General features: G+C 48.5%; 18 protein-coding genes and 2 pseudogenes. 12 read left to right on the forward strand and 8 right to left on the reverse strand.

Going from position 1 to position 25,558, the window contains the following annotated elements:
• The first annotated feature begins 227 nt into the window (after window positions 1-227).
• Both FQ015_RS13490 and FQ015_RS13495 read left to right on the forward strand, forming a co-directional pair.
• On the forward strand, window positions 228-725 hold the full coding sequence (locus FQ015_RS13490) for a DUF1097 domain-containing protein (RefSeq protein ID WP_032302504.1): 498 nt from the start codon (window positions 228-230) through the stop codon (window positions 723-725).
• Window positions 726-816: 91 nt separating this feature from the next.
• Entirely contained in the window at window positions 817-1,749 is a 933-nt protein-coding gene (locus FQ015_RS13495; RefSeq protein WP_032302503.1) for a LysR substrate-binding domain-containing protein, read from the forward strand.
• Window positions 1,750-1,790: 41 nt separating this feature from the next.
• On the opposite strand, the gene pdeL is transcribed toward FQ015_RS13495, so the two are convergent.
• Together pdeL and betT are read right to left on the reverse strand one after the other, a co-directional pair.
• Window positions 1,791-2,879, reverse strand: a complete 1,089-nt coding sequence (gene pdeL / locus FQ015_RS13500) for a DNA-binding transcriptional activator/c-di-GMP phosphodiesterase PdeL (RefSeq protein WP_001305451.1) — start codon at window positions 2,877-2,879, stop codon at window positions 1,791-1,793.
• 875 nt (window positions 2,880-3,754) lie between these two features.
• A complete protein-coding gene (betT, locus tag FQ015_RS13505; protein ID WP_000131044.1) occupies window positions 3,755-5,788 on the reverse strand; it encodes a choline BCCT transporter BetT in 2,034 nt (677 codons plus the stop codon).
• 128 nt (window positions 5,789-5,916) lie between these two features.
• Here betT and betI point away from each other — a divergent pair, with 128 nt between their 5' ends.
• From betI to FQ015_RS13525, 4 genes and pseudogenes are all read left to right on the forward strand, one after another.
• Window positions 5,917-6,504: a transcriptional regulator BetI gene (gene betI, locus FQ015_RS13510; RefSeq protein ID WP_032302501.1), complete on the forward strand. Its 588-nt coding sequence runs from the start codon at window positions 5,917-5,919 to the stop codon at window positions 6,502-6,504.
• Between the two features lie 13 nt (window positions 6,505-6,517).
• The gene (betB, locus tag FQ015_RS13515) at window positions 6,518-7,990 is read left to right on the forward strand and encodes a betaine-aldehyde dehydrogenase (protein WP_160524162.1); all 1,473 of its coding nucleotides are present in this window, start codon (window positions 6,518-6,520) and stop codon (window positions 7,988-7,990) included.
• Window positions 7,991-8,003: 13 nt separating this feature from the next.
• A complete protein-coding gene (gene betA, locus FQ015_RS13520; RefSeq protein ID WP_160524163.1) occupies window positions 8,004-9,692 on the forward strand; it encodes a choline dehydrogenase in 1,689 nt (562 codons plus the stop codon).
• A gap of 207 nt (window positions 9,693-9,899) precedes the next feature.
• Window positions 9,900-10,154 (forward strand): annotated as a pseudogene (locus tag FQ015_RS13525) (hypothetical protein); the annotation flags it as partial.
• Window positions 10,155-10,472: 318 nt separating this feature from the next.
• Here the strand turns inward: FQ015_RS13525 and FQ015_RS13530 are convergent.
• The 4 genes from FQ015_RS13530 to rclR form a co-directional block, all read right to left on the reverse strand.
• The gene (locus tag FQ015_RS13530; protein WP_160524164.1) at window positions 10,473-11,168 is read right to left on the reverse strand and encodes a LutC/YkgG family protein; all 696 of its coding nucleotides are present in this window, start codon (window positions 11,166-11,168) and stop codon (window positions 10,473-10,475) included.
• Window positions 11,161-12,588, reverse strand: coding sequence for a LutB/LldF family L-lactate oxidation iron-sulfur protein (locus tag FQ015_RS13535; protein ID WP_000023919.1), 1,428 nt, complete (start codon window positions 12,586-12,588; stop codon window positions 11,161-11,163). The genes FQ015_RS13530 and FQ015_RS13535 overlap by 8 nt, the downstream gene beginning before the upstream one ends.
• Window positions 12,589-12,598: 10 nt before the next feature.
• The gene (locus FQ015_RS13540) at window positions 12,599-13,318 is read right to left on the reverse strand and encodes a (Fe-S)-binding protein (RefSeq protein ID WP_001102126.1); all 720 of its coding nucleotides are present in this window, start codon (window positions 13,316-13,318) and stop codon (window positions 12,599-12,601) included.
• Between the two features lie 517 nt (window positions 13,319-13,835).
• Window positions 13,836-14,690, reverse strand: coding sequence for a reactive chlorine-specific transcriptional regulator RclR (gene rclR / locus FQ015_RS13545; protein ID WP_160524165.1), 855 nt, complete (start codon window positions 14,688-14,690; stop codon window positions 13,836-13,838).
• Window positions 14,691-14,915: 225 nt separating this feature from the next.
• Here rclR and rclA point away from each other — a divergent pair, with 225 nt between their 5' ends.
• The 3 genes from rclA (at window position 14,916) to rclC (ending at window position 17,191) form a co-directional block, all read left to right on the forward strand.
• On the forward strand, window positions 14,916-16,241 hold the full coding sequence (gene rclA / locus FQ015_RS13550; protein WP_039021033.1) for a reactive chlorine resistance oxidoreductase RclA: 1,326 nt from the start codon (window positions 14,916-14,918) through the stop codon (window positions 16,239-16,241).
• Window positions 16,242-16,349: 108 nt separating this feature from the next.
• Entirely contained in the window at window positions 16,350-16,586 is a 237-nt protein-coding gene (gene rclB / locus FQ015_RS13555; RefSeq protein ID WP_000474001.1) for a reactive chlorine resistance periplasmic protein RclB, read from the forward strand.
• Window positions 16,587-16,597: 11 nt separating this feature from the next.
• Window positions 16,598-17,191: a reactive chlorine species resistance protein RclC gene (gene rclC / locus FQ015_RS13560; RefSeq protein ID WP_001355150.1), complete on the forward strand. Its 594-nt coding sequence runs from the start codon at window positions 16,598-16,600 to the stop codon at window positions 17,189-17,191.
• A 159-nt stretch (window positions 17,192-17,350) separates the two neighbouring features.
• Here the strand turns inward: rclC and FQ015_RS13565 are convergent, their stop codons facing one another.
• On the reverse strand, window positions 17,351-18,223 hold the full coding sequence (locus FQ015_RS13565; RefSeq protein WP_160524166.1) for an aldo/keto reductase: 873 nt from the start codon (window positions 18,221-18,223) through the stop codon (window positions 17,351-17,353).
• Between the two features lie 248 nt (window positions 18,224-18,471).
• Between FQ015_RS13565 and FQ015_RS13570 the strand changes: the two genes are divergently transcribed.
• Window positions 18,472-19,329 (forward strand): helix-turn-helix domain-containing protein, encoded by an 858-nt coding sequence (locus tag FQ015_RS13570; protein WP_160524167.1) that lies wholly within the window; start codon window positions 18,472-18,474, stop codon window positions 19,327-19,329.
• Between the two features lie 120 nt (window positions 19,330-19,449).
• Here the strand turns inward: FQ015_RS13570 and fdeC are convergent, their stop codons facing one another.
• The gene (fdeC, locus tag FQ015_RS13575; RefSeq protein WP_160524168.1) at window positions 19,450-23,703 is read right to left on the reverse strand and encodes an inverse autotransporter adhesin FdeC; all 4,254 of its coding nucleotides are present in this window, start codon (window positions 23,701-23,703) and stop codon (window positions 19,450-19,452) included.
• Window positions 23,704-24,267: 564 nt separating this feature from the next.
• On the opposite strand from fdeC, the pseudogene FQ015_RS13580 reads away from it, so the two are divergent.
• Both FQ015_RS13580 and FQ015_RS13585 read left to right on the forward strand, forming a co-directional pair.
• Window positions 24,268-24,828: pseudogene (locus tag FQ015_RS13580) on the forward strand (aldo/keto reductase); the annotation flags it as partial.
• A 207-nt stretch (window positions 24,829-25,035) separates the two neighbouring features.
• Window positions 25,036-25,392: a hypothetical protein gene (locus FQ015_RS13585; protein ID WP_001038968.1), complete on the forward strand. Its 357-nt coding sequence runs from the start codon at window positions 25,036-25,038 to the stop codon at window positions 25,390-25,392.
• Window positions 25,393-25,558 lie beyond the last annotated feature (166 nt).

A 25,558-nucleotide genomic window follows, 5' to 3' on the forward strand; every position in this document is an offset into this window, starting at 1 on the left:
CGATGAATTGAGAATAGCAACGATAATCTGATAAAAGAACCCGCTTAAATTTAATTCGCCGTATTTCGCCTTTTTGTTGAATGATGTTCAACAATCTTTTCGCAGTGTGCGGTAGTGCAATATTTGTTTCTTTGACCCGATACCCTTTCACTCAATCAGGTTTTATTTCTCTATAGTCTGCACATGTAAGAGTAGCTTTCGTCCATGTCTAACCAGAGGGGAACAAGATGAACGGACTCACGGCAACGGGTATAACCGTCGGTATTTGTGCAGGGCTTTGGCAGTTAGTGTCTTCACATGTCGGGCTCTCTCAGGGATGGGAATTATTAGGAACCATTGGCTTCGTCGCCTTTTGCAGTTTTTATGCCGCAGGCGGCGGTAAATCGGGGTTTATCAGAAGCCTGGCGGTTAATTATTCCGGGATGGTGTGGGCGTTTTTCGCCGCGCTGGCTTCCGGTTGGCTGGCCTCGGTGAGTGGGCTTTCCGTGTTCTGGGCAAGCGTGATGACTACCGTGCCTTTCTCAGCTGTAGTGGTCTGGCAAGGGCGTTTCTGGTTACTGTCATTCATTCCCGGAGGCTTTCTCGGCATGACGCTGTTTTTTGCCAGCGGGATGAACTGGACGGTGACATTACTGGGTTTTCTGGCGGGTAACTGCGTGGGAATAATTTCAGAATATGGCGGACAAAAATTAAGCGAAGCGACGACTAAACGCGACGGGTATTAAAAGTTATTCAAAAATGATTATCTATCTTTAACCGATACCTCTACAGTCATAGCTGGAGAAATTCATAGTAGATAATGGCGGGAATGGTTTAATGAACTCAATTTTTACCGAAGAGAATCTGTTGGCATTTACTACCGCTGCGCGTTTTAGCAGCTTCAGTAAAGCGGCAGACGAGTTGGGTTTAACCACTTCCGCCATTAGCTACACCATCAAGCGAATGGAAACAGGGCTGGATGTGGTGCTGTTCACTCGCAGTACCCGCAGCATTGAGTTAACGGAGTCCGGGCGTTATTTTTTCCGCAAAGCTACCGACCTGCTGAATGATTTTCACGCCATCAAACGCAGCATCGATACTATTTCGCAGGGCATAGAAGCGCGTGTGCGTATTTGTATTAATCAGCTGCTTTATACGCCCAAACACACCGCACGCTTATTACAGGTACTGAAAAAGCAATTTCCAACCTGCCAGATTACCGTCACCACCGAAGTGTATAATGGCGTCTGGGATGCGATTATTAATAATCAGGCGAATATCGCTATCGGCGCACCCGACACGCTGCTGGACGGCGGCGGCATTGATTACACGGAGATTGGCGCGATTCGCTGGGCTTTTGCTATCGCCCCGGATCACCCGTTAGCCTTTGTGCCGGAACCCATCGCCGAAAGCCAACTGCGTCTCTATCCTAATATCATGGTGGAAGACACCGCGCATACGATTAATAAAAAAGTGGGCTGGTTGCTGCATGGGCAGGAGTCGATTCTGGTGCCAGATTTCAACACCAAATGTCAGTGCCAGATTTTAGGCGAAGGAATTGGTTTTTTGCCGGATTACATGGTCCGTGAGGCGATGGCGCAATCCCTGCTGGTTACCCGACAAATCCATAATCCGCGCCAGGATTCACGCATGTTACTGGCGACCCAGCACTCTGCCACCGGTCAGGTGACGCAGTGGATTAAAAAACAATTTTCGCCAAATGGCATATTAACGGGGATCTATCAGGATTTACTGCATCGGGAGAATTAATCGCTGCCAACCTCCCGATGCGCTGTGAATAGCGGTTTACATCAACCACCTGCTTTCATTACCCATTCAGAGATAAATTTATTACCCGGTACTGGCGGAGAGTACAAATAGCCCTGCAAAAAGTGAACGCCTTTGCCGATCATTAAATCCGCCTGCTCCTGGGTTTCTACCCCTTCCGCCACGATACTCAGACCAGGCTTACGCGCCAGTTCGACAATATTGTCCACAATATGACCGGAGATTTCGTCGACACTCGCCATTTGCACAAACGACTTGTCAATTTTAATAAAATCGACCGGAAACGCCTGCAAATAACGATAGGTCGCATAACCCGTACCAAAGTCATCCAGCGCAAAGGTAATGTTATGCTGATGAAGGCTGTCAAATATCGCTCTGGCTTCTGGCGTTACCGGAATGGGGTTGCGTTCCGTTAGCTCAAGAACCAGCTTGATTTTATCGTTACCTAATTTCTTGACCAGGTTCAGACACTCTTTTTCAAATCCTGCGGCCAAAAAACATCCTGCCGAGACGTTGATTCCAATATGGAAATTATCCGGCAGCAAATGTTTTACTGGCATCAGAATATCCGCAGTCTGTTTCATCAGCTGGCGAGTCATTATGACAATAAGACCGGATGACTCCGCCAGAGGAATAAACTGATCCGGTGGGATAATTCCCGTTTGCGGATGTTCCCAGCGAACAAGCACTTCACAGCCCGTCAGTACCCCTGTCTGCGCGCAGAAAACCGGTTGGATCCACGGTTTGAATTCGTGATTTTCCAACGCCAGACTGATGGCTTCAGGCGTGACGATATGGTGATAGTGATTATCATTAATATATTTGTGACTATTATTACCCGTGGCGGATATGATCTCCGGATTGTACTGAAAGAAAATATCCCTCCAGAAAGTAATATCGCTCTGAATCCCCAGTTTCTCAAAGAGCTGTTTCTTTTGATGTGAAATGGTCTTTGCACTGCGATTTCTGTACTGTGATATTTCTGTTACAGACATTCCCTGCATCAGCAGCTTGAGTAGCAGTCGTTCTTTCTCGGATACGCTACCAGGCAATGACAAATGAACCGTTGTACCGAACTCTTGCAGAAAAACACGAAAATCACATGAATTCATGAACACACCTTTTATCTTTTATCGCTGTTCAGTATGAGTGATTACCTGTGGATTCCTGAGCACACATAAGGGGTAACCATAAACATTAGCGATGCCATACGTATAACATCCCACATCACTATCAAGAAGATTATCTTTACCTCTGATGCTCGCTCAAAAACAGTTACGCTAAATACCTTAAAAAGGTAATCACAAGTCAAACTCAGGAGATAATCACGCAAGAATGCAATATTAAAATTCAGATACTCATTTTTGGTAATAAAGAAGTAGTTGGACTATTTCGATATTTATAATTTCCCACTACGTATTGACGCCCATTCATGAGTAAAGGCGCATTATATGAATTTAACAATCCAGATCAACTGAAAATACCTCAACCTCATAAACACATAGCGTCAACATTCAATGACATATTGAGTAAAGATGTTGGTTATGCATACACGTCATTACTCTATGCCAATCCCTTAACAACCTGCCTTTTAAGACTGAATCCATTCAGCAATAGATAGCCAACATTATAACAATGACAATAAAAACAATATTTAAAACAATCAATAAAATATCAGACACAGACAATTAAACCTTAAACAACAAACAGTTACATTGATTTTAGTTGATTTGCGCTACGCGTTCCCCATGAATAAAGCGTCATTTCAAATTAGCACCAATATTTACATTAAATAAGACTAAGCTTATTGAACATTCACAACAGTCCAAACGTAGTGTTTGGGCTTCAATAGTTCTTTTCTTTTTTATTATCTGTTGCCTGGCAATCATCAATCGATACTAAGGGCTTAACTGTACAGATATAACGTATCAAGAGGTAAGAGAAACCGCGCCATATGCAGACATGGCGCGGTTTTATGCAATAACAATCACGCGTCCGGGAACATCACGCTATGGCCCGGCGCTTCACGATGGAGATGGATAAAGTTAAGGTGCCGCTCGTACTGATCGAGAATATCGGTGATCACCTGCTCTTTGCTGTAGTCCATCAGGTCGTTGCCCTGGCTGCCTTCTAACAGGAAGGTTTCCAGCCGGTAGTAGGTCGATTTACCGCTACGTGCGCGGTAGGTAAAGCCCGGCACCGAATATTGCTGCGGCCAAATCTGATAGACAAAGTTTTGCTCTTCGCCCATATGCACCAACAAATCCAGATGCCCCAACTGTTGTCCCTCTTCCGGCGGCAGGCTTTTTAGCTCCACGTACGCGCCGCGCAACCGCAGCTCCTGCGCCACTTCTTCCATTGCCGGATAACAGACGGTTTCCATCATCTGTTTGGTGTAACGCGTTCCTGGGTAGTTCATCAGGCGCGAGAGACGCTTTTTCCAGCTCAGGCGATCCTGAAGCCCCAGCGGTCGCGGTGCGGTATCACGGTTGGCACTTTCACGGCGGTAATCTTCTACCTTCAGAGATTTATACAATCCCGCCATCACGAAGAAAATCACAAAGCTGAACGGCAGCCCCATGATTACCGTGGTGTTTTGCAGCGCGGATATCCCGTTGGTCATCAGCATGCCAAGCGTCAGCAGACCAATCGCCACCGACCAGAAGACGCGCAGCCAGCCGGGGGCGTCGCTGTTGATATCTTTAAGCTGCGAGGTGAAATTCCCCAGCACCAGCGCGCCGGAGTCCGCCGAGGTCACATAAAACAGCAGGCCAGTAATGGTGGCGACGGAGGCGCTAAAGGTAAACGCCGGATACTGCGCCAGCAGGCTGTAGAAGCCGCGCTCCGGATGGACCATCGCTTCCTCGGCAAATGCCGCGCCGCCGTGGATGATTTCATACAGCGCGCTATTGCCGAATACCGAGAGCCATAACAGCGTGAAGGTAAACGGAATAATCAACGTGCCCAGCACGAACTGGCGAATGGTACGCCCGCGCGAGATACGCGCCAGGAACAGGCCGACAAACGGCGACCAGGCTACCCACCATGCCCAGAAAAAGAGCGTCCAGTTATTCATCCACTCAACCGGGCGGTCAAAGGCGAAACTGTTGAGCGTCATGCCCATAAAGCGATTCACATAGTCGCCGACGTTCAGCACCAGCGCATTGAGCAGGAACGAGGTGTCGCCCATAAACAGCACGAACAGAATCAGCCCCAGCGCCAGTGCGACGTTGAGTTCAGACAATACGCGAATGCCTTTGTCGACACCGGATGTCACCGAGATAGTCGCGATGATTACCGACAGCGCGATCAGCGCCGCTTTCGCCGCCATTGAATCCGGGATATCAAACAGTACGCTCAGGCCATAGTTAAGCTGCACCACGCCAATGCCGAGCGTGGTGGCAATACCGAAGATGGTGCCGATCACCGCTGCAATATCCACCGAGTGACCAATCGGCCCGTTAATCCGTTTACCGAAGATCGGGTACAGCGCCGAGCGGATGGTGAGCGGCAAATTATAACGATAGCTAAAGTATCCGAGCGCCATGCCCATCAGCGCATACATCGACCAGCCGGTTAAGCCGTAGTGAAACAGCGTCCAGACCATCGCCTGACGCGCGGCCTCAATTGTCTGTCCCGCGCCTTCCGGCGGCTGCATATACTGCGTGACCGGCTCAGCAACGGAGAAGAACATCAGATCAATACCAATCCCGGCAGCGAACAGCATCGCCGCCCAGCTCAGTAGACTGAATTCCGGTTTGGATTGTTCAGGCCCGAGCTTCACCGAACCAAAACGCGAACAAGCGATGCAGACCACAAAGACAATATAGAGCGTTGCCGCCAGCAGATAGTACCAACCGAAGGTTTTAGAAACCCAGTCCAGCGTGCGGCCAATCCACAGGGCCGAGAAGTCGCGAAACAGGATCGTTGTCAGGGAAAACAACAAAATCAGTCCGGCGGAAGTATAAAACACCACCGGATTGATTTTGTCCTTTTCCCTGCTGTGCGAAAGGTCTGTCATCCAGTATCCCCACTGTTATTGTTACCATTTAAAATCAAATTAGTAACAATTAAGACACATTTTATATTGAACGTCCAATCAATAACGGCTTTAATAGATTAACAACGCTGATGAATGGAGTGGCAAAAATGCCCAAATTGGGGATGCAGTCGATCCGGCGCAGACAACTGATCGACGCCACGCTGGAAGCAATAAATGAAGTAGGTATGCACGATGCGACGATCGCACAGATCGCCCGCCGGGCGGGCGTTTCCACCGGGATCATTAGCCACTATTTCAAAGACAAAAATGGTCTGCTGGAAGCAACCATGCGTGATATCACCAGCCAGCTGCGTGACGCGGTCTTGAACCGCTTACACGCGCTACCGGATGGCAGCCCTGAGCAGCGATTACAGGCGATTGTTGACGGGAATTTCGATGAGACGCAGGTCAGTAATGCTGCGATGAAAGCCTGGTTGGCGTTTTGGGCCAGCAGTATGCATCAGCCGATGCTTTACCGTTTGCAGCAGGTGAGCAGCCGCCGCTTGTTGTCGAATCTGGTGAGCGAATTTCACCGCGAGTTACCGCGCCAACAGGCGCAGGAAGCGGGCTACGGACTTGCCGCGCTGATTGACGGATTATGGCTGCGCGCGGCACTGAGCGGCAAACCGCTGGATAAACCTCTCGCACACTCGCTGACCCGTCACTTTATTACTCAGCATTTACCCACCGATTAACCGAGGAGACGTGATGTCCCGAATGGCAGAACAGCAGCTTTATATACATGGTGGTTATACCTCCGCCACCAGCGGTCGCACCTTCGAGACCATTAACCCGGCCAACGGTAACGTGCTGGCAACCGTGCAGGCCGCCGGGCGCGAAGATGTCGATCGCGCCGTGAAGAGTGCCCAACAAGGGCAAAAAATCTGGGCGGCGATGACCGCCATGGAACGCTCGCGCATTCTGCGTCGGGCCGTTGATATTCTGCGCGAACGCAATGACGAACTCGCTAAACTGGAAACCCTCGACACCGGAAAAGCGTATTCGGAAACATCAACCGTCGATATCGTTACCGGCGCGGACGTGCTCGAGTACTACGCCGGGCTGATCCCGTCGCTGGAAGGCAGCCAGATCCCATTGCGTGAGACGTCATTTGTTTATACCCGCCGCGAACCGCTGGGCGTAGTGGCAGGGATTGGCGCATGGAACTACCCGATTCAGATTGCTTTGTGGAAATCCGCTCCGGCACTGGCCGCAGGCAACGCGATGATTTTCAAACCGAGCGAAGTCACCCCGCTTACCGCGTTAAAGCTGGCCGAAATTTACAGCGAAGCGGGCCTGCCGGACGGCGTATTTAACGTGCTGCCGGGCGTAGGTGCGGAAACCGGGCAGTATCTGACCGAGCATCCGGGCATTGCCAAAGTGTCATTTACCGGCGGTGTCGCCAGCGGCAAAAAAGTGATGGCTAACTCGGCGGCTTCCTCCCTGAAAGAAGTGACCATGGAGCTGGGCGGTAAATCACCGCTGATCGTTTTCGACGATGCGGATCTCGATCTCGCTGCCGATATCGCCATGATGGCGAACTTCTTTAGCTCCGGTCAGGTGTGTACCAATGGCACCCGTGTGTTTATTCCGGCGAAATGCAAAGCCGCATTTGAACAAAAGATTCTGGCGCGCGTTGAGCGCATTCGCGCGGGCGACGTTTTCGATCCGCAAACCAATTTTGGCCCGCTGGTCAGCTTCCCGCATCGCGATAACGTGCTGCGTTACATCGCCAAAGGCAAAGAGGAAGGCGCGCGCGTACTGTGCGGCGGCGATGTATTGAAAGGCGATGGCTTCGATAACGGCGCATGGGTTGCACCAACCGTGTTCACCGATTGCCGCGACGAAATGAGCATCGTGCGCGAAGAGATCTTCGGTCCGGTGATGTCGCTTCTCACTTATGAATCTGAGGACGAAGTGATTCGCCGCGCCAATGATACCGACTACGGTCTGGCGGCGGGTATCGTCACGGCGGATCTGAACCGCGCGCATCGCGTCATTCATCAGCTAGAAGCCGGCATTTGCTGGATCAACACCTGGGGAGAATCCCCGGCGGAGATGCCCGTTGGCGGTTACAAACACTCCGGCATTGGCCGCGAGAACGGCGTGATGACGCTCCAGAGTTATACCCAGGTGAAGTCCATCCAGGTTGAGATGGCTAAATTCCAGTCCATATTCTAACCAGGAGGTTTATTTGCAATTTGACTACATCATTATTGGTGCCGGCTCTGCCGGCAACGTCCTCGCGACACGTCTGACTGAAGATCCGAACACTACCGTGCTGCTGCTTGAAGCGGGCGGCCCGGACTATCGCTTTGACTTCCGTACCCAAATGCCCGCTGCGCTGGCGTTCCCGCTACAGGGTAAACGCTATAACTGGGCCTATGAGACGGAACCCGAACCGTTTATGAACAACCGTCGCATGGAGTGCGGACGCGGCAAAGGGCTTGGTGGATCATCACTGATCAACGGCATGTGTTACATCCGTGGTAACGCACTGGATCTCGATAACTGGGCGAAAGAACCCGGTCTGGAGAACTGGAGCTACCTCGACTGCCTGCCCTACTACCGCAAGGCCGAGACGCGCGATGTGGGCGAGAACGACTACCACGGCGGTGATGGCCCGGTAAGCGTGACCACCTCAAAACCTGGTGTCAATCCGCTGTTTGAAGCAATGATTGAGGCGGGCGTGCAGGCCGGTTATCCGCGCACGGACGACCTTAACGGGTATCAGCAGGAAGGTTTCGGCCCGATGGACCGCACCGTCACGCCACAGGGCCGTCGCGCCAGCACCGCGCGGGGTTATCTCGATCAGGCCAAATCGCGCCCGAACCTGACTATTCGAACTCACGCCATGACCGATCACATCATTTTTGACGGCAAACGCGCGGTGGGCGTCGAGTGGCTGGAAGGCGACAGCACCATTCCGACCCGCGCGGCGGCGAAAAAAGAAGTGCTGTTATGTGCAGGCGCGATTGCTTCACCGCAGATCCTGCAACGCTCCGGCGTCGGCAACGCTGGACTGCTGGCGGAGTTTGATATTCCGCTGGTGCATGAATTACCTGGCGTCGGCGAAAATCTTCAGGATCACCTGGAGATGTATCTGCAATATGAGTGCAAAGAACCGGTTTCCCTCTACCCTGCCCTGCAGTGGTGGAATCAGCCGAAAATCGGTGCGGAGTGGCTGTTTGGCGGCACCGGCGTGGGTGCCAGCAACCACTTTGAAGCAGGCGGATTTATTCGCAGCCGTGAGGAATTTGCGTGGCCGAATATTCAGTACCATTTCCTGCCAGTGGCGATTAACTATAACGGCTCGAATGCAGTGAAAGAGCACGGCTTCCAGTGCCACGTCGGATCGATGCGCTCGCCAAGCCGTGGGCATGTGCGGATTAAATCCCGCGACCCGCACCAGCATCCGGCGATTTTGTTTAACTACATGTCGCACGAACAGGACTGGCAGGAGTTCCGCGACGCGATTCGCATCACCCGCGAGATCATGCATCAACCGGCGCTGGATCAATACCGTGGCCGCGAAATTAGCCCCGGCGCGGAATGTCAGACAGATGAGCAGCTCGATGAGTTCGTGCGTAATCACGCCGAAACCGCCTTCCACCCATGCGGTACGTGCAAAATGGGGTACGACGAGATGTCCGTTGTGGATGGCGAAGGCCGCGTGCACGGGCTGGAAGGATTACGCGTAGTCGATGCGTCAATTATGCCGCAGATTATCACCGGCAATCTGAACGCCACGACCATTATGATTGGCGAGAAAATGGCGGATATGATTCGCGGACGAGAAGCGTTGCCGAGGAGCACGGCAAGATATTTTGTGGCAAATGGGATGCCGGTGAGAGCGAAAAAAATGAGTCGTGATTTGAACTAACGCAGGAACTTACAAGATTGAGAGTTACCGTTCTACGATGAGGACCGAATCCTTATATAAAAAACATAGGTAACTCTCATGCTTCATATCCAGTATTCATGATGCTGGTTTTTTGCTGATGTTTTTACCAGAATATTCCTGATACAGACTATTAATTCAAGCTTATCTGCGACAGATTTCATTTTCCGGATATATTATGAGTGACAAATCAAACAGGATATCGATCTGATTGAAATTTTATTTTATCTGAAGAAAAAGATTCGTGTTATTCTGTTTATTATAGCTGTTTGTATGACAATGGTGCTATTATTTCTGTACATCAATAAAGACAATATAAAGCTGAGTTACAGCCTAAAAATAAACCACACAACATTAGGCATACTTGTAAGCTGTGATAGCAATAATAACTTTGCCTGTCAGACCACAATGACTGAAGATGTTATTCAGCGAATTACGAGTTTTTTAGACCAGTACTAATGCTAAAAATTGCCTTGTCAAAAAAATGGTAGATGAATACCAACAAAACTCTGGGCAGTAATAAACAGCATTCTGATAGAGAGTGCCTGTATAAAGCTGAAGTGACAATGACCGGGAAGGGAGCCCGTCTTCAGGAATGGATTCCTGTCTTTTTCACTGTAAATATCCTGGCATTATTAATGTCAGGATATTTACAGAAGAGCAGCATAACCATGACGGAACGGGGTTAAGTCAGGTTGTCCTTAACGCTATTCACAACCTCGTATACCGCCTTCAGGTTTATGTCCAGACTTCATATCTCTCTCAGCAATCCTCAATAATCAGATACACCGCTTTCACCGGACCATGAACCCCGACGACTTTGATAAGCTCAATGTCCGCCGTTGAACTAGGACCACTGATGATGTTAATACATGACGGCATTCGTTCACCGGCCTGCGCTTTCTGATGCAATTTTTCTGCGAGTTGCGCTACACGCGGCAGGATTGTGCTTTTACGCAGGATAAAAAGAGAAGATTCCGGGAGCAGGCTCAATGAACGCCCGCGCCCGGCGGCGGAAAAAAGAACCACGCCACCCGATTCGGTTAAACCATATTCAGCATATACGACGCCCACTTTAGCCTGCTCTGCTTGTGATATGTTCTCAATACCTTTCGCCGGATCCCAAACAACGGCATTGCATTCCTGCTGCAAACGTTCGCTAATCCCCAATTCCTCCAGTCTCGCGTCACCGCTAATCACGACCGACTGCTCTCCCAGCTCTTTACACAGACATATTGCAGCTTCTGCGGCCTGCGCCTCGCTGGTCAGTTCACAGCGCGTCAACATAACATCGCGGGCAAACTGGATAAACGCGTCACAGCGCTGCTGTTGGTTAAGTTCGGTAAGCCGCTCGTTAGCATAGTTGTTAAGCGGCGCATCTTCTGCTTGCGGTTCAAGTCGCTGCGGGCGACCCAGTGCCTGAGCAACGTTATTCAAAAATTCGCTCCGATTATCCATTCTTTTTCTCCTGCGCCTGATGTTTCTTAAACCAACTACGGAAACTCTCTCCGTCAGCTTCAGGAAGATCGCGTGCTTCCATCCAGTCGCTAATCGCGCCAAATTTGAGTGGTGTTTTGCCGCCATTGATAAACCAGCTTGCCGCATGAGCACCAGCCATCATCCCGACTTTCCACAATCCTGGATGACTATTGGCATAAGCGAACATTTTTATCGCCCGTTGCTCTGCTTTTGCGGTGATCCCTTTTTCAGCCATCACCCGACGATGACGCAAAATCAGTTTTGACAGCGGAATACGCACCGGACACACGCTGTCACAAGCTGTGCATAAAGAGCAGGCGTAGGGTAAATCTTTAAAATCTTTATAGCCGCCAAGTAACGGGGAAATCACCGCACCAATTGGCCCTGGATAAATAGAGCCATATCCATGACCGCCAATATGGCGATATGCCGGACAAGTATTCATACAAGCCCCGCAGCGAATACAGCGCAGCACATCCCGAAATTCAGAAGCCAGCACCTCAGAACGCCCGTTATCGACAATAACCAGATGAAACTCTTCAGGACCATCAACGTGCCCCGCTTCGCGCGGTCCTGTCAGCCAGGTGTTGTATCCCGTCAAACGTGCACCAACGGCACTGCGCGCCAGCATGGTGATCAATACATCTACCTCGGCAAACGTGGGGGCAATACGCTCCATTCCCATCACTGCAATATGCGTTTTAGGCAGCGTGGTACACATTCGCGCATTACCTTCATTGGTCACCAGGCATACCGAACCGGTCTCTGCCACCGCGAAATTACAGCCGGTAATACCTATTTCAGCACTGAGGAAATCTTCGCGGATTTTTTGCCGAATGAATAAGGTCATCGCTTCAGGCGTTTCCGGCCCCTCATAACCCAGACGTTCGTGTAGCACTCGACGGATCTGATGGCGATCTTTATGAATTGCCGGGACCACAACATGAGAGGGCGGATCTTGATCCAGCTGGAGAATGTATTCACCCAGATCGGTTTCAATCACCTGAATACCAGCATCCTGCAACACATGATTGACACCAATCTCTTCGGTCACCATCGATTTAGATTTCACCACCTTCCGGGCATTTTTGCGTTGGGCGACCTGTAAAATGTAGCGGGTGGCGTCTTCTTTGGTTTTTGCAAAATAGACGTGACCGCCGTTTTGCGTCACTTTTTCAGAGAGCTGGTACAGATAAGCGTCGAGATTACTCAGAACATGATCACGTATCTGGGCGGCCCGGTCGCGCCACTCCTCCCAGTGCCCTAATTCATCGACCATTTTTTGCCGATTTGCCCCAATACGCTGCTGCGCGTTTGCCACCGCTTTGCGCATGATCGGATCTTCAATTTGCTGACGGATGCGTGTCTTAAAATCTGTATTACTGGTTTTGATCGACATCTTTATATCCTCAGCGGCTCATCAGCACTTCAGCAATATGCATCACTTTGACTTTCTGCCCTTCCCGTTGTAATCGTCCACTGATGTTCAGCAGGCAACTCACGTCAGCACCAATTAAATACTCAGGGCGGACTTCCATCAGGTGCACAACCTTTTCTTTCACCATCTCGCCGGATATTTCGGCCATTTTGACCGAGAACGTGCCGCCAAATCCGCAGCAGGTATCCTGTTCAGCAAAGGTCAACAGCTCCAGTCCACGCACATTTTTCAGCAGCGTAAGTGGCTCGTCCTTCACCCCCAGCTTACGGGCCAGGCTACAAGATGGGTGATACACCGCTCTCCCTTGCAAACTGGCACCTACATCGACTACCCCTAATGTATTAACAATAAAAGAGGTGAGATCCTGCATACGCGCGGCAACCTTTTCGGCACGTGATGCCCATTCAGGCTCATCCGCCAGATACGTTGGGTAACTTTTTACGGCATAGGTACAGGAGCCAGCCGGTGAAATAATGGGATCGTCGTTATCCTCCAGTGCGGCGATCAGATTTTTCATCCCTGGAATCGCTTCTTTGATATAACCACTATTGATCGCAGGCTGACCGCAGCATCCCTGTTTCTCCGGGAAATTTACGCGACAGCCGAGTTTTTCCAGTAGCAGCACGGAGTCTCGTGCCATTCTTGATTTCAGGGCGTCACCAATACAGGTGACAAAGAAATTGACATTCACAACTAATACTCCATTACTTCATGCCCATTTATGCCCGATGGTTCCCCCCACCAGAGGATCAATCATCAATAAATATGGCGTTCTTTTTTAATTGGCTAGCAACATACCACCCCTCATTTGTATGACAAATGATAATCTTTCATCCAAACGTCAAATGCAATAACTAATTTTATTTCTTTCGGCATCGCTCACATTTTATAGGGAAATCGACGATCATTTTTGGCATAAGAAATTCATTTAAAAAGGCCACATCCCTTATACCTATTCAGAGCTACTTATTCAGGGGTTGTTGAGATATACAATGATGGTGTACTAACAAAATCACCGGCAATAATCAGGTATCAAGTAATAGTCGGCATTTTATTTAATTAAAGCAATTTAGTTTGCGTTTTTATTTACATACTGGGCCAGCATTCTTCAAAAAAACATATAAAACACAGTTGGAAATATAAATAGCTGAAAGGCTCACAACTCCCGGAATGCGGATTATCTTTGCCCTGATTTCTGGCTGTTTTATTCAGGGTGCAAGCTGTCTCACCCTTTCCCGATATTCTCCCGGAGTACAACCAAACTCGCGGACAAACGCCTTGTGAAAAGATGATTCGCTGGCATAGCCTACTGACTCAGCGATCACCACAACAGGGAGCATTTCCCGGGAAAACATCTGGGCCGCTATTTGTAGACGCAACTTTGTTAATACAGCCAGCGGCGTGGTTCCGGAAACATCACGGAAAAGCTGGGCAAAACTTGCCCGGGACATGTGGGCGATGCTGGCCAGCGATTCGACGGTCCAGGCGTGTCCTGGCATTTCCAGCATTTGCTGTATTACCGCACCAAGACGTGGATGCAGAAGCAAACTGAGAATGTTTTTCTCAGTATTAACCTGTGCAATCCACTCACGCACCGCGAGGGTAAAGAATGTAGCGCAGATCTGGCTACACAGTGCATCCACTCCCGGCATTGCCGATTTGGACTCCTGTTGTAAAAACGGGATCGCCTCCCTCAGCCAGTTATATTCCACGCTGTGGTTAACCGGTGCTAAAAACAGCGTTTCCGGCAAAGACGTTAAAAAATAACGCGCCGAATGTTGCAGTCGAAGAGTGCCGCAGACAATACAGGTCGATTCATTATCGACATGACTCAGGCGATGAGCTGAATTTTGTGGTAGCAGGACCACATTTCCCGGGCGTAATGTAAAAATCTCCCCCGTCGGCATTTCCAGCTTCGCCGCTCCTTGCGTTAACGCATGCCAACGAATAACCGATAATTCCCCGGCACCATGTGGAAGCTGCCAGTCACTTCCTAACACGCAATTCTTATCGATCGTTCCTTGTGGAGCGTTAAGCATCAACAAACGGCTAAGGGCATCCATATCAGACTCCTGAGTGGTTTTTGATTACAAACACCAACAATCTTAGACAATAATTAATCTAATACCATCAAATGGTTAATCATGATTTTTGTTTTGTGATTCTGATTAAGAAAAAGAAAATACCAGACGATAAGACAAAATATCAAGCGTTGTGAAGAAATGTTATTTACTCTTTTGCGTCTATAGTCATGATGTCAAATGAACGCGTTTCGACAGGAAATCATCATGAATAAATATCAGGCAGTTATTATTGGTTTTGGCAAGGCTGGAAAAACATTAGCCGTCACGCTGGCAAAAGCAGGTTGGCGTGTGGCTCTCATCGAACAATCAAATGCAATGTATGGCGGGACCTGTATTAATATCGGCTGTATCCCAACCAAAACATTGGTTCATGACGCACAGCAGCACACAGATTTTGTCCATGCCATACAGCGTAAAAATGAAGTGGTTAATTTTTTACGTAATAAGAATTTTCATAATCTTGCGGATATGCCCAATATCGACGTGATCGACGGCCAGGCGGAGTTTATCAATAATCATAGCCTGCGTGTTCATCGGCCTGGGGGAAATCTGGAGATTCATGGCGAGAAAATTTTTATTAATACCGGTGCACAAGCCGTAGTTCCGCCAATTCCTGGAATTACCACCACGCCTGGTGTATATGACAGCACTGGATTACTTAATCTAAAAGAATTACCAGGGCATTTAGGTATTTTGGGCGGCGGATATATTGGCGTTGAGTTCGCCTCTATGTTCGCTAATTTTGGCAGCAAAGTAACCATTTTAGAGGCAGCTTCGCTGTTTTTGCCTCGGGAAGATCGGGATATTGCTGATAATATCGCGACGATTTTACGCGATCAGGGCGTCGATATAATCCTCAATGCCCATGTGGAGCGAATCAGTCACCATGAAAATCAAGTGCAAGTGCATAGCGAGCACGCCCAACTGGCGGTGGATGCACTGTTAATAGCTTCCGGTCGTCAACCGGCTACCGCTTCGTTACATCCAGAAAATGCCGGTATCGCAGTAAACGAGCGCGGGGCAATTGTCGTTGACAAGCGATTACATACCACCGCAGACAATATTTGGGCGATGGGAGATGTTACCGGCGGGCTGCAATTTACTTACATTTCACTGGATGATTACCGCATTGTGCGTGATGAGTTACTGGGTGAAGGCAGACGTAGTACTGATGATCGGAAAAATGTGCCTTATTCCGTATTTATGACACCGCCCCTGTCCAGGGTTGGTATGACAGAAGAGCAAGCCAGAGAGAGTGGTGCTGATATTCAGGTGGTGACATTGCCTGTAGCTGCAATTCCGCGCGCCAGAGTGATGAACGATACCCGTGGGGTATTAAAAGCGATTGTTGATAATAAAACCCAACGTATATTAGGGGCATCACTGCTGTGTGTTGACTCCCACGAGATGATTAATATAGTGAAAATGGTGATGGATGCCGGGCTGCCTTATAGCATATTACGCGATCAGATATTTACTCATCCGTCGATGAGCGAATCACTCAATGATCTATTTTCATTAGTCAAATAAACTCAAAATCAGACGCCAGGACAAATATTCTGGCGTCTCAGAGAAAAGAATCTTATTAATTCCTTGTTATTATATAACTTCTTAATCACTTCATTGATGGTATTTTATATGTTTAAAAAACCTGTTTTATTTGCAACACTATTATCTGGCGTTATGGCATTTTCCACCAATGCAGATGATAAAATAATTCTGAAACATATCAGCGTCTCGTCAGTATCAGCATCACCGACAGTTCTGGAGGATGCCATTGCTGATATAGCCAGAAAATATAATGCTTCATCCTGGAAAGTCACATCGATGCGAATTGATAATAATTCAACCGCAACAGCAGTATTGTATAAATAAGGATGTTCACAATGGAAAAATACCTGCACCTGTTAAGTCGGGGAGATAAAATTGGCCTGACATTGATTCGTCTGAGTATTGCGATTGTTTTTATGTGGATTGGGTTATTAAAGTTTGTCCCTTACGAGGCAGACAGCATTACACCATTCGTCGCAAACAGTCCACTAATGTCGTTCTTTTATGAACACCCGGAAGACTATAAACAGTATCTGACTCACGAAGGCGAATACAAACCAGAAGCAAGAGCATGGCAATCGGCCAATAATACCTATGGTTTTTCCAACGGTCTTGGCGTCGTGGAGGTGATTATTGCTCTGCTGGTTTTGGCTAATCCTGTCAATCGCTGGTTAGGTTTATTGGGAGGGCTGATGGCATTTACCACACCGTTGGTAACACTCTCATTTTTAATCACCACCCCGGAGGCATGGGTACCCGCATTGGGTGACGCTCATCATGGTTTCCCTTATTTATCTGGTGCTGGTCGCCTGGTATTGAAAGATACTCTGATGCTGGCAGGTGCTGTCATGATAATGGCAGATTCGGCGCGGGATATTCTTAAACAACGCAGTAATGAATCCAGTTCAACGTTAAAAACTGAATATTGATAATCCGAACACTGTCTGTTGTTCACTTTTTCAGGCGTCAGGCTCCCTTTCTGATGATGAAGCCTGACGCCATATTACCGGAGATATGACAGAGTGAAGATCAATATCACTCCCCTGTTAAAAGATTCTTGTCGTCTCAGGTAAAATAAGTGATTAATATCAATCATGTATTTTTACAGCAAGACAACCACGAACAAACTCAGGATTAAAATGTTTTACCGATTCCCCAACATAACCCAAATCAAGCGAACTAATTTGCGCCATTTCTTTCTCTGTCAGTGAGAAATCCCAGATAGCAAAATTTTCTTCGATACGCTGTTGATGTGTCGATTTCGGAATAACGACCACTCCTCGTTGAATATTCCAACGCAGAATGACCTGAGAAATCGATTTTTGATGGGCATCTGCAATATTCTGAAGCAGACTATTTTCAAAGGGTTTATGTCTTCCACCGCCTAACGGAGCCCATGCTTCAGGCTGCACGTTATAATACTTCATGGTTGCCAGCGCCTCTGGTTGGGCAAAATAGGGATGCAACTCGACCTGGTTGACCATCGGTTTAACTCTTACCGTTTCACAAAAGTTCGCCAGAACATGAGGGTAGAAATTGGAAACCCCAATCGCTTTTAATTTGCCCTCTTCATAGGCATCTTCGAGTGCACGCCACGCACTAAAATAATCGCGCATGGCCTGGTGCAATAAATAGAGATCGAAGTATTCTAGTCCCGATTTTTTTAATGATGCTTCAATACCTGCTGCTGCTGCAATATCCTGATTCAACATATCCTGCACCCACAATTTAGACGTTATAAATAACTCTTCTCGGGTACATAAACCTTCAGATATGGCTTCACGAACGGCTTCACCGACGGCATCTTCATTACCGTATACCGCTGCAGTGTCGATGAGTCGATAACCCGTGCGGATAGCATTCAACACTGACTGTTTGCACACGTCTTTATCGGTAACCTGAAAAACACCAAATCCCATCATCGGCATTTTCAGATTGTTACTTAATACGGAAAATTCCACTGTCAGTCCCTCCATTAGGTATGAACAATGAGTCTACGTTAAAACGTAACCTCAAATTAGTATGTGGATTTTGATATCACTTATGCAAAAAATTCATTAATAATGTAGGACTGAAACCTCTCTATTTTCGGGGACAACGAAGCAGACGCTACCAGTGCTTTTGCCTTCGCCCTTGCTGTTTTTGATACACTTAGGGCCCAGGGCATAACGAAAATGTGCGATATGACAAAGAATTAACGGAGAATGTGATGATCAGGCAGAAGATTCTACAGCAGCTCCTGGAGTGGATTGAGTGCAATCTTGAGCACCCTATTTCAATCGAAGATATCGCACAGAAATCTGGCTACAGCAGGCGCAACATCCAGCTTCTGTTCCGAAATTTCATGCATGTGCCTTTAGGAGAATACATTCGCAAACGAAGGCTTTGTCGTGCCGCCATTCTTGTCCGACTCACCGCGAAATCTATGCTTGATATTGCACTATCTTTGCATTTTGATTCACAGCAGTCATTCAGCCGCGAATTTAAAAAGTTATTCGGCTGCTCTCCCCGTGAATACCGCCACCGTGATTATTGGGATCTCGCAAATATCTTCCCTTCTTTTTTAATACGTCAACAGCAAAAGACGGAGTGTAGATTAGTCAACTTTCCTGAGACACCTATTTTTGGCAATTCATTTAAATATGATATTGAAGTGTCGAATAAATCACCGGATGAAGAAGTCAAACTGCGACGTCATCATTTAGCCAGATGTATGAAGAATTTTAAGACGAATATCTATTTCGTCTCCACGTTAGAACCGTCAACAAAATCGGTCGATTTGCTCACAGTTGAAACTTTTGCCGGTACGGTATGCAAACAAACCGATTCAGAGATGTCGAAAGAGTGGACAATTAACCGAGGACTGTATGCCTCTTTCCGCTATGAAGGTGAGTGGGAGCACTACCCTGAATGGGCGCGAAACCTCTATCTGATGGAATTACCTGCCAGGGGGTTAGCCAGAGTGAACGGCAGTGATATTGAGCGGTTTTATTACAATGAAAACTTCGTCGAAATCGATAGCAATAACATTGTTTGCGAAATATTTATCCCTGTTCGTCCGGTTTAGTTATCGCTATGTCTAAATGAATTTATAACAAGACTACTGTCAGGCAATTCAATAAATAATGGCGTTGAAGATGTCAACGCCATTATTGTTTATTAGAATGTTACTTTCATACTCTTAATATTATTTCATCGCCTCCTCGCCCGTTGCCGTATTGGCATCCACCGCGGTAATGGTCACCGTCACTGGCTTCATTTCGTACCCGCCATAGGTCAGGGCGTTAAATGTGAACGTATAGACACCAGGCTTGCTGGTACTAAATGTACGCGTGATTTTTCCGCTCACGAAATGGTCATTTTTCGACGGCAGGAACTGATAATCCTTCTCCGTCACCCCTTCCGGCGTCTGAATGTCAACCCACATATTCCCCCCAACAGGGTTGTTTGCCGACATCAGGGTAACCTTCAGCGTTGCGGTCGATTCCCCATCTGCCACCAGAGATTCCATATCAGATGATGCGGTGAGTACCGCATTTTTATCATCCGCCACGAAACTGGATTCAGCCGTTTTCGTTGATACCTGACCGTTGTCCTGACTCACTTGCGCCGTAAGTGTATATTTCGCTGCAACAGTCGTGGTGGCGGTGAAAATAGCCTGCCCTTGCTCATTCGTTGTCGCTGTGCCATTCGGTTCCAGGTTTAACGAAGCCGGGCTGGCGGTCAGCGTCACTTCGCTATCTTTCAACAAATTGTTATTGGCATCAGTCACCGTAACTTTATACGTCTGTTTGGCTTTGCCATCCGCCACTGCACGGTTGCCAATCACCTCAATACTGGAGATGGTCGCCGTAGTCTTATCCGCCACAAACGTAATGCTCTTCGCGTCTGAAGGCTGGTTATTTCCTGCTGAAGCCGTGATCTCATACGTTCCGGCAGTCACTGAAACCACCTGCAACTCTGCTTTCCCTTCATCGTTGGCTTTCACCCAGACATTATCACCTGTAAGTGGCTTGACGCCCCGAGGCAGATTAAAGGTCACCAGAGTTCCTGGAACAGGGTTACCGTTTTTATCCTCAACGGTCGCCGTCAGCGTAAAGGCATCTTTGCCGTTTGCCACTTTTTGAGCGGCAGTGTCAACCTGCAGGTTTGCCTGACCGGTGCTGGCGTCTGCGTTGAATTTCACCGTGACCGTCTTCTGAGCATTATTCACTGAGGCCGTGATACTGTGTTCCCCAGCAACGGTTGCTATCAACTCAATGTCCGCTTTACCTGCGGCATTGGTTGTTATTGTATTCCCCGTCTTGCTGGTCACACCCTGCGGTAAAGTCAGCGTAACTTCTTGCCCCTGCAACGGGTTACCATAGCTGTCCACGACGGTCAGGGTTACCTGGTTAGCAGACTGTCCATTTGCCAGTTGGTTATTCACCTTCACCGCCATATCATTGATCACTGCCCGGGAAGCGTCGCCTGCAACATTCAGCACCAGTGGCTGAGCAACGGCATTTTGGCCGTTCACGCGTGGCATGACAGACAACTGACCTGCAGCCGATCCCAGCGTTAAGGTCGCCACGTAGACCCCATTACTTTGCTCTGTCCAGCTTCCAACTGAAGGTCGCTCTGATCCCGTGCTGGCGGCACCGCTAAACACTGGTGCATCTGGCTTCAGCCCGGTGACCGGGTTCCCGTACGCATCCTTCACGGTGAAGGTGAGTTCCGTCGTCGTTTTAACCGTTGGAGTCTTATTGTCCGCAACAAGCGTAGAGTTCGCTGATGACATCTCCCCGGCGATGACCGTCAACTGCGCGGCTTCGGTGGCTGCTGGCTGGCCGTTGAAGAGCGGCATGACACGAAGCTCGCCCGTCTTTCCGCCTGTGGTCAACGTAGCAACATAGGAACCGTCACCTTTTTCGGTCCAACTGGAAATAGTCGCCCCTTCAGAGGCGGTCCCCGTCAAACTTGCCGACAACGAAAGACCACTGATAGCGTTGCCATGCGCATCTTTCGCCACCAGCGTCACGGTTGTGCTTTCGCCTGCTTTTACGTGATCTGCGGCTACAGACACTGTCGACTGGCCTGAAGATAACGCATCAGCCACCACGGTTACTTTTGCCGCGTTTGCTGCCGCATCCTGTCCATTTAGCTTCGGCATAACTTCTAATTCACCCGCCGTAGAGCCGAGAGTAATCTGCGCAGTCCACGTCCCATCACCATTATTTGTCCAGCCAGATGCCGTAGAACCAGCAGCTGCTGCGCCCGATAATGACGGTGCATCCGGATTGAGGCCTGTTACAGGGTTGTCATTGGCATCTTTTGCCGTCCAGATTGCCGTAAGCGTACCGCCGACCACCGGTTTATCCGGATTCAGGGTGATGGACGAATGTGCTGCATCAAGCGGCCCGGCAACGAACTTCAGCGTTTGTTGTAATGTGCCCAGCTGATACTGCTCGCTGAAGGCACGCACAACAACGTTTCCGGCACGGGTCGAAGAAACCGTGGCGCTGTAAACCCCTGGTTTTATTTCCGAAATGGCACCAACGGTAACACCATTAGTGTCTTGCGGAACAAGTCGCAGGCGGCTGGCTTCTCCCGTCACCGGATTACCCTCGGAGTCCACCGCAGTCAGCGTCAGCGTGTAGGCTTGCTGACCATCAGCAACCACGTCACCTGACGGCTCGTTAGCGCTCAGGGTGGAGTTTGCCACATCCATCATCGTGGCCCGCAGTTCTGCAGTGACGGTTTTGCTCATGCCATCAACGCTAACAGTAATCGTTGCCTCACCTGACTGCGTTCCGGTCGTAAAGACAGACTGGTACACCCCTGCTTCAGTTTCGGTGAACTCACCCAGTGTTGGCTTTGCCTGTGATTTAGTGGCCTTCAGGGTACGAGTCACAATATTTCCAGCCGGTTTGAAGGTTAGTTCAGTCTTGATCTGATCTTTCATGCCCGTGACTGGCTGGCCCTCGGCGTCGCGCAGAGACAGCACCAGCGGCTTTTGCTCATTACCGTTAGCAAGCATTTGAATACGGCTCTGACCGTCAAGCGTTAACGCCGTACGATCGGCGCTCATACCAGCTCCGCTAATAACCACTTCTGTCTGCACACGTTTCGAGGCATTGCCTTTGTTATCGTAGGCAACTGCTGAAATCGCATAATAATTGTCTTTGCCTGGACGATAAGCCGGGAGCGTTACTTGCCACTGACTACCCTGACCGGTAATTTTGCCACCTTCAGCCAGTAATGACGGCGCTTCCCACTGCACATTTTTCAGTCCGTGAGTTGCTTTGCTGACCACAAGCCCCAGGGAAACCGTCTGACCGCCCTTGCCTTCAATACGCTCAGGCAGAGCAATACGGATCACTTCAGATTTGCGGTACTCAAGAACGATGTTGTTATTACGCTCAACCAGGTCATAGCGGCTGCCTGCCAGCATTCGACGCTCGCGAATGCTGTCTGTATCGAGTTGTTTTTGCAGAGGTTCGCCAATCCGATAATTAACTTCCAGGCCAAAGCGAGTGTCATTCTCACCACTCTTGCCCTGCTTATGCCCGGCACTCAGGGTCAGAAGAGGCACTGGCGTGTAATTCACTTCAGCGGTAATCGCATGTGGATCTTTCTGGCGTTTATCTTTGCCAAACAGCCCGACTTCATCGCCATAATACTGCTCATACATCAGGCTTGCGCCAAGCTGCGGCCAGGCGGGTAAATAGCCCTCAGCACGAATATCCCAGCCATTCGCCGGGCGTTCCTGATAATCCTCAACATCCGGCGATTTTTTCCAGCCAGAAGCCCGGATATAACCATTGGCGCTCAATTTCAAATAATCACGCCAGTATTCCGCACCAACACCAATGCGGGTATGACTACGGGATAAATCATGATCGATAAAAGTATTCACCCCCGCCATCCAGTCATTTCCTGAAAAATGACGCCAGCCAAAACCAATATTTGACTGAGTACGATCGTCGGTACGATGTATTGCCCCCTGAGTGAACAACATATTTGTCGGCGTGTCATAAATCGGATAAAGCATTTCCAGCGAAGAGTCCTTCAGCGAGAAATCTTTATCGACATTCAGTTTGACGCGCGCAGTACCATATTTCCCGAGCCACTCCTGTATTTCCTGGTTAGCTTTAGCGGTGGCCATTCCGGTAATAAAATTACGTGTCGCATCGCTATCTGGCTGACTGCTTAAAAATGTCCCGGCATTTGCGGCAAACGACGCGACATTTTTCTCCACGTTATTATCAGCAGTTACCGTAGTATTTCCCATGCTCAACCGTGGCTGAACCGCATGCTGCGCACGTGCCGCCATTACTGGGGTAAAGGTGACAGCGAGTGGGAAAAGAACCTGAACAGAGATATTTGCCCACGCCACGCAGCGGGCCAGAACTGAATAACGAAATCGTGGTTGTTTATGACCTGTTTTATAACGTGACATTGAGATAATTTCCTGATGAACGAATTAACGAACATAGGCAGACACAAATAATGGCGTCTGCTTGTCAGAAAAACCGGGATTTCCCGGTTTCCTTTTCCGCAGAAAAGGAAATACCTTTATGTAAGAAAGTACACCGCCACCTAATATATCCAGTGCCTGTAGCCACTCATCAGGTGGTTGGGCGCGGGATTATATTTTTATTTATGGGTGAGAATTTAGCTTTTTGTGCAAACCATTAAATAGATACCTAAGTTATCTTTCTTACTCTGCGGATAGTGAATAATTCATTATTCAGAGTGAATAATAATGACCTGCTTTTAATTTACCACGATTGGAAATACGTCGAAGTAGGTATATACGCCAGGATAAACCGATATATTTTTTATGGATATTCATTTTCCTTCATCGGGCTGTAAATTGCGGGGATATCGAACTTGCACTACTCAGCGCAACCCTCAAACAGATTTATGAATTTTGTTCATAACCCCTGACAAATCCTGCCGTCTAATCGAGCTCTTCCCTTTACGTTATGCTTCTCATGAACGATAACGGAAGGATAACACCATGCAAAAAGTAAAACTGTACAACGGTATTGAAATGCCCCTGTTGGGCTTTGGTGTATTTCAGATGACCGATGCCGCCGAATGCGAAAGAGCGGTCATTGACGCTATTAACAGCGGTTATCGACTGATTGACACCGCCGCCTCGTATCAGAATGAAACCCAGGTCGGGAACGCACTGAAACAAAGCGGTATCGCCCGTAACGAACTCTTTGTCACCACGAAACTCTGGTTGCAGGATACCAGTTACGAAGGGGCCAAAGCCCAGTTCGAACGCTCTCTGAATCGACTGCAACTTGATTACGTTGACCTGTACTTGATTCACCAGCCATATGGCGATGTCCACGGAGCCTGGCGTGCCATGGAAGAGCTGCAACAGGCCGGTAAAATTCGCGCTAATGGCGTCAGTAACTTCCATACTGACCGACTGGCAGACCTTATCGCTTTTAATAACGTCGTTCCGGCGGTAAACCAGGTTGAAGTTAACCCTTTCAATCAGCAGCTGCAGGCCGTTCCCTGGATGCAAAGTCGTGGCATTCAGCCAGAAGCCTGGGCACCGTTTGCGGTTACAGGGCGGTAAGCGATTATGCATCTACCTATTTACGTCGGTCACTCAGTCAGAGTCTTGCCCATATTCAATGAGGTTCAACACCGCAGCCAATGAAAAGTAGGCCATGCGGGGATTAATAGCATTACTCATTAACCAATCGCTCTTTTCATTTACGTGCTCTTTATGTAACGTATTGCTTTTATTGATCTTCCTGGAGTTTGCATGAATAAGAATCTCATCCTCGCATTTGCATTATTTTCCTTACCTGTATTTGCAGAAGAAGATCTGGGGCCAGGCAAATATGTTTGTGACATTAGGATTTCCAGCCTGGATACCGCTACTCAAATTCTGTCAAAATCCGCAACAGTTCTCGATAATGGAAACAATTTCATCGTTCAAATGCCAAATGGAGATCAATTGTACTCTCCAGATCTGGAAAATGTTGATGATGGTATAAAACAAAAAGCAACAATAGGTGGAGTGACATTTATTCGTCGTCCAACTTTTAACGATCGCTTCATCGTGGAAGATGGAAATACAGGATTCTTCTATAAGATGCGAAACTGCGAGAAGAAATAAAGGAAGTTTGATAGCGATATCCTCCTGATTTTCAGGCTTTGTACCTGTTCAAGACTTACAACTACAAGCCGCTACGTGTTAACGCCTCCCAAAATAACCACCGTTAACCGTAGCGGCCATAGATACTATTATTTTAGCCACATTACTGGTGATAATGATAATTGAT

It is taken from the genome of Escherichia sp. HH26CH, assembly GCF_009820205.1.
GTDB lineage: Bacteria > Pseudomonadota > Gammaproteobacteria > Enterobacterales > Enterobacteriaceae > Escherichia > Escherichia coli_F.

What these genes read in the sequence shown, in the direction of transcription:
- betB (WP_160524162.1), top strand. Translation starts at nt 6,518, where the DNA reads ATGTCCCGAATGGCAGAACAGCAGCTTTATATACATGGTGGTTATACC.
- rclC (WP_001355150.1), top strand. Translation starts at nt 16,598, where the DNA reads ATGGAAAAATACCTGCACCTGTTAAGTCGGGGAGATAAAATTGGCCTG.
- pdeL (WP_001305451.1), bottom strand. Translation starts at nt 2,879, where the DNA reads ATGAATTCATGTGATTTTCGTGTTTTTCTGCAAGAGTTCGGTACAACG.
- betI (WP_032302501.1), top strand. Translation starts at nt 5,917, where the DNA reads ATGCCCAAATTGGGGATGCAGTCGATCCGGCGCAGACAACTGATCGAC.
- rclB (WP_000474001.1), top strand. Translation starts at nt 16,350, where the DNA reads ATGTTTAAAAAACCTGTTTTATTTGCAACACTATTATCTGGCGTTATG.
- FQ015_RS13585 (WP_001038968.1), top strand. Translation starts at nt 25,036, where the DNA reads ATGAATAAGAATCTCATCCTCGCATTTGCATTATTTTCCTTACCTGTA.
- FQ015_RS13535 (WP_000023919.1), bottom strand. Translation starts at nt 12,588, where the DNA reads ATGTCGATCAAAACCAGTAATACAGATTTTAAGACACGCATCCGTCAG.
- betT (WP_000131044.1), bottom strand. Translation starts at nt 5,788, where the DNA reads ATGACAGACCTTTCGCACAGCAGGGAAAAGGACAAAATCAATCCGGTG.
- FQ015_RS13530 (WP_160524164.1), bottom strand. Translation starts at nt 11,168, where the DNA reads ATGGATAATCGGAGCGAATTTTTGAATAACGTTGCTCAGGCACTGGGT.
- fdeC (WP_160524168.1), bottom strand. Translation starts at nt 23,703, where the DNA reads ATGTCACGTTATAAAACAGGTCATAAACAACCACGATTTCGTTATTCA.
- rclR (WP_160524165.1), bottom strand. Translation starts at nt 14,690, where the DNA reads ATGGATGCCCTTAGCCGTTTGTTGATGCTTAACGCTCCACAAGGAACG.
- FQ015_RS13495 (WP_032302503.1), top strand. Translation starts at nt 817, where the DNA reads ATGAACTCAATTTTTACCGAAGAGAATCTGTTGGCATTTACTACCGCT.
- FQ015_RS13490 (WP_032302504.1), top strand. Translation starts at nt 228, where the DNA reads ATGAACGGACTCACGGCAACGGGTATAACCGTCGGTATTTGTGCAGGG.
- FQ015_RS13570 (WP_160524167.1), top strand. Translation starts at nt 18,472, where the DNA reads ATGATCAGGCAGAAGATTCTACAGCAGCTCCTGGAGTGGATTGAGTGC.
- rclA (WP_039021033.1), top strand. Translation starts at nt 14,916, where the DNA reads ATGAATAAATATCAGGCAGTTATTATTGGTTTTGGCAAGGCTGGAAAA.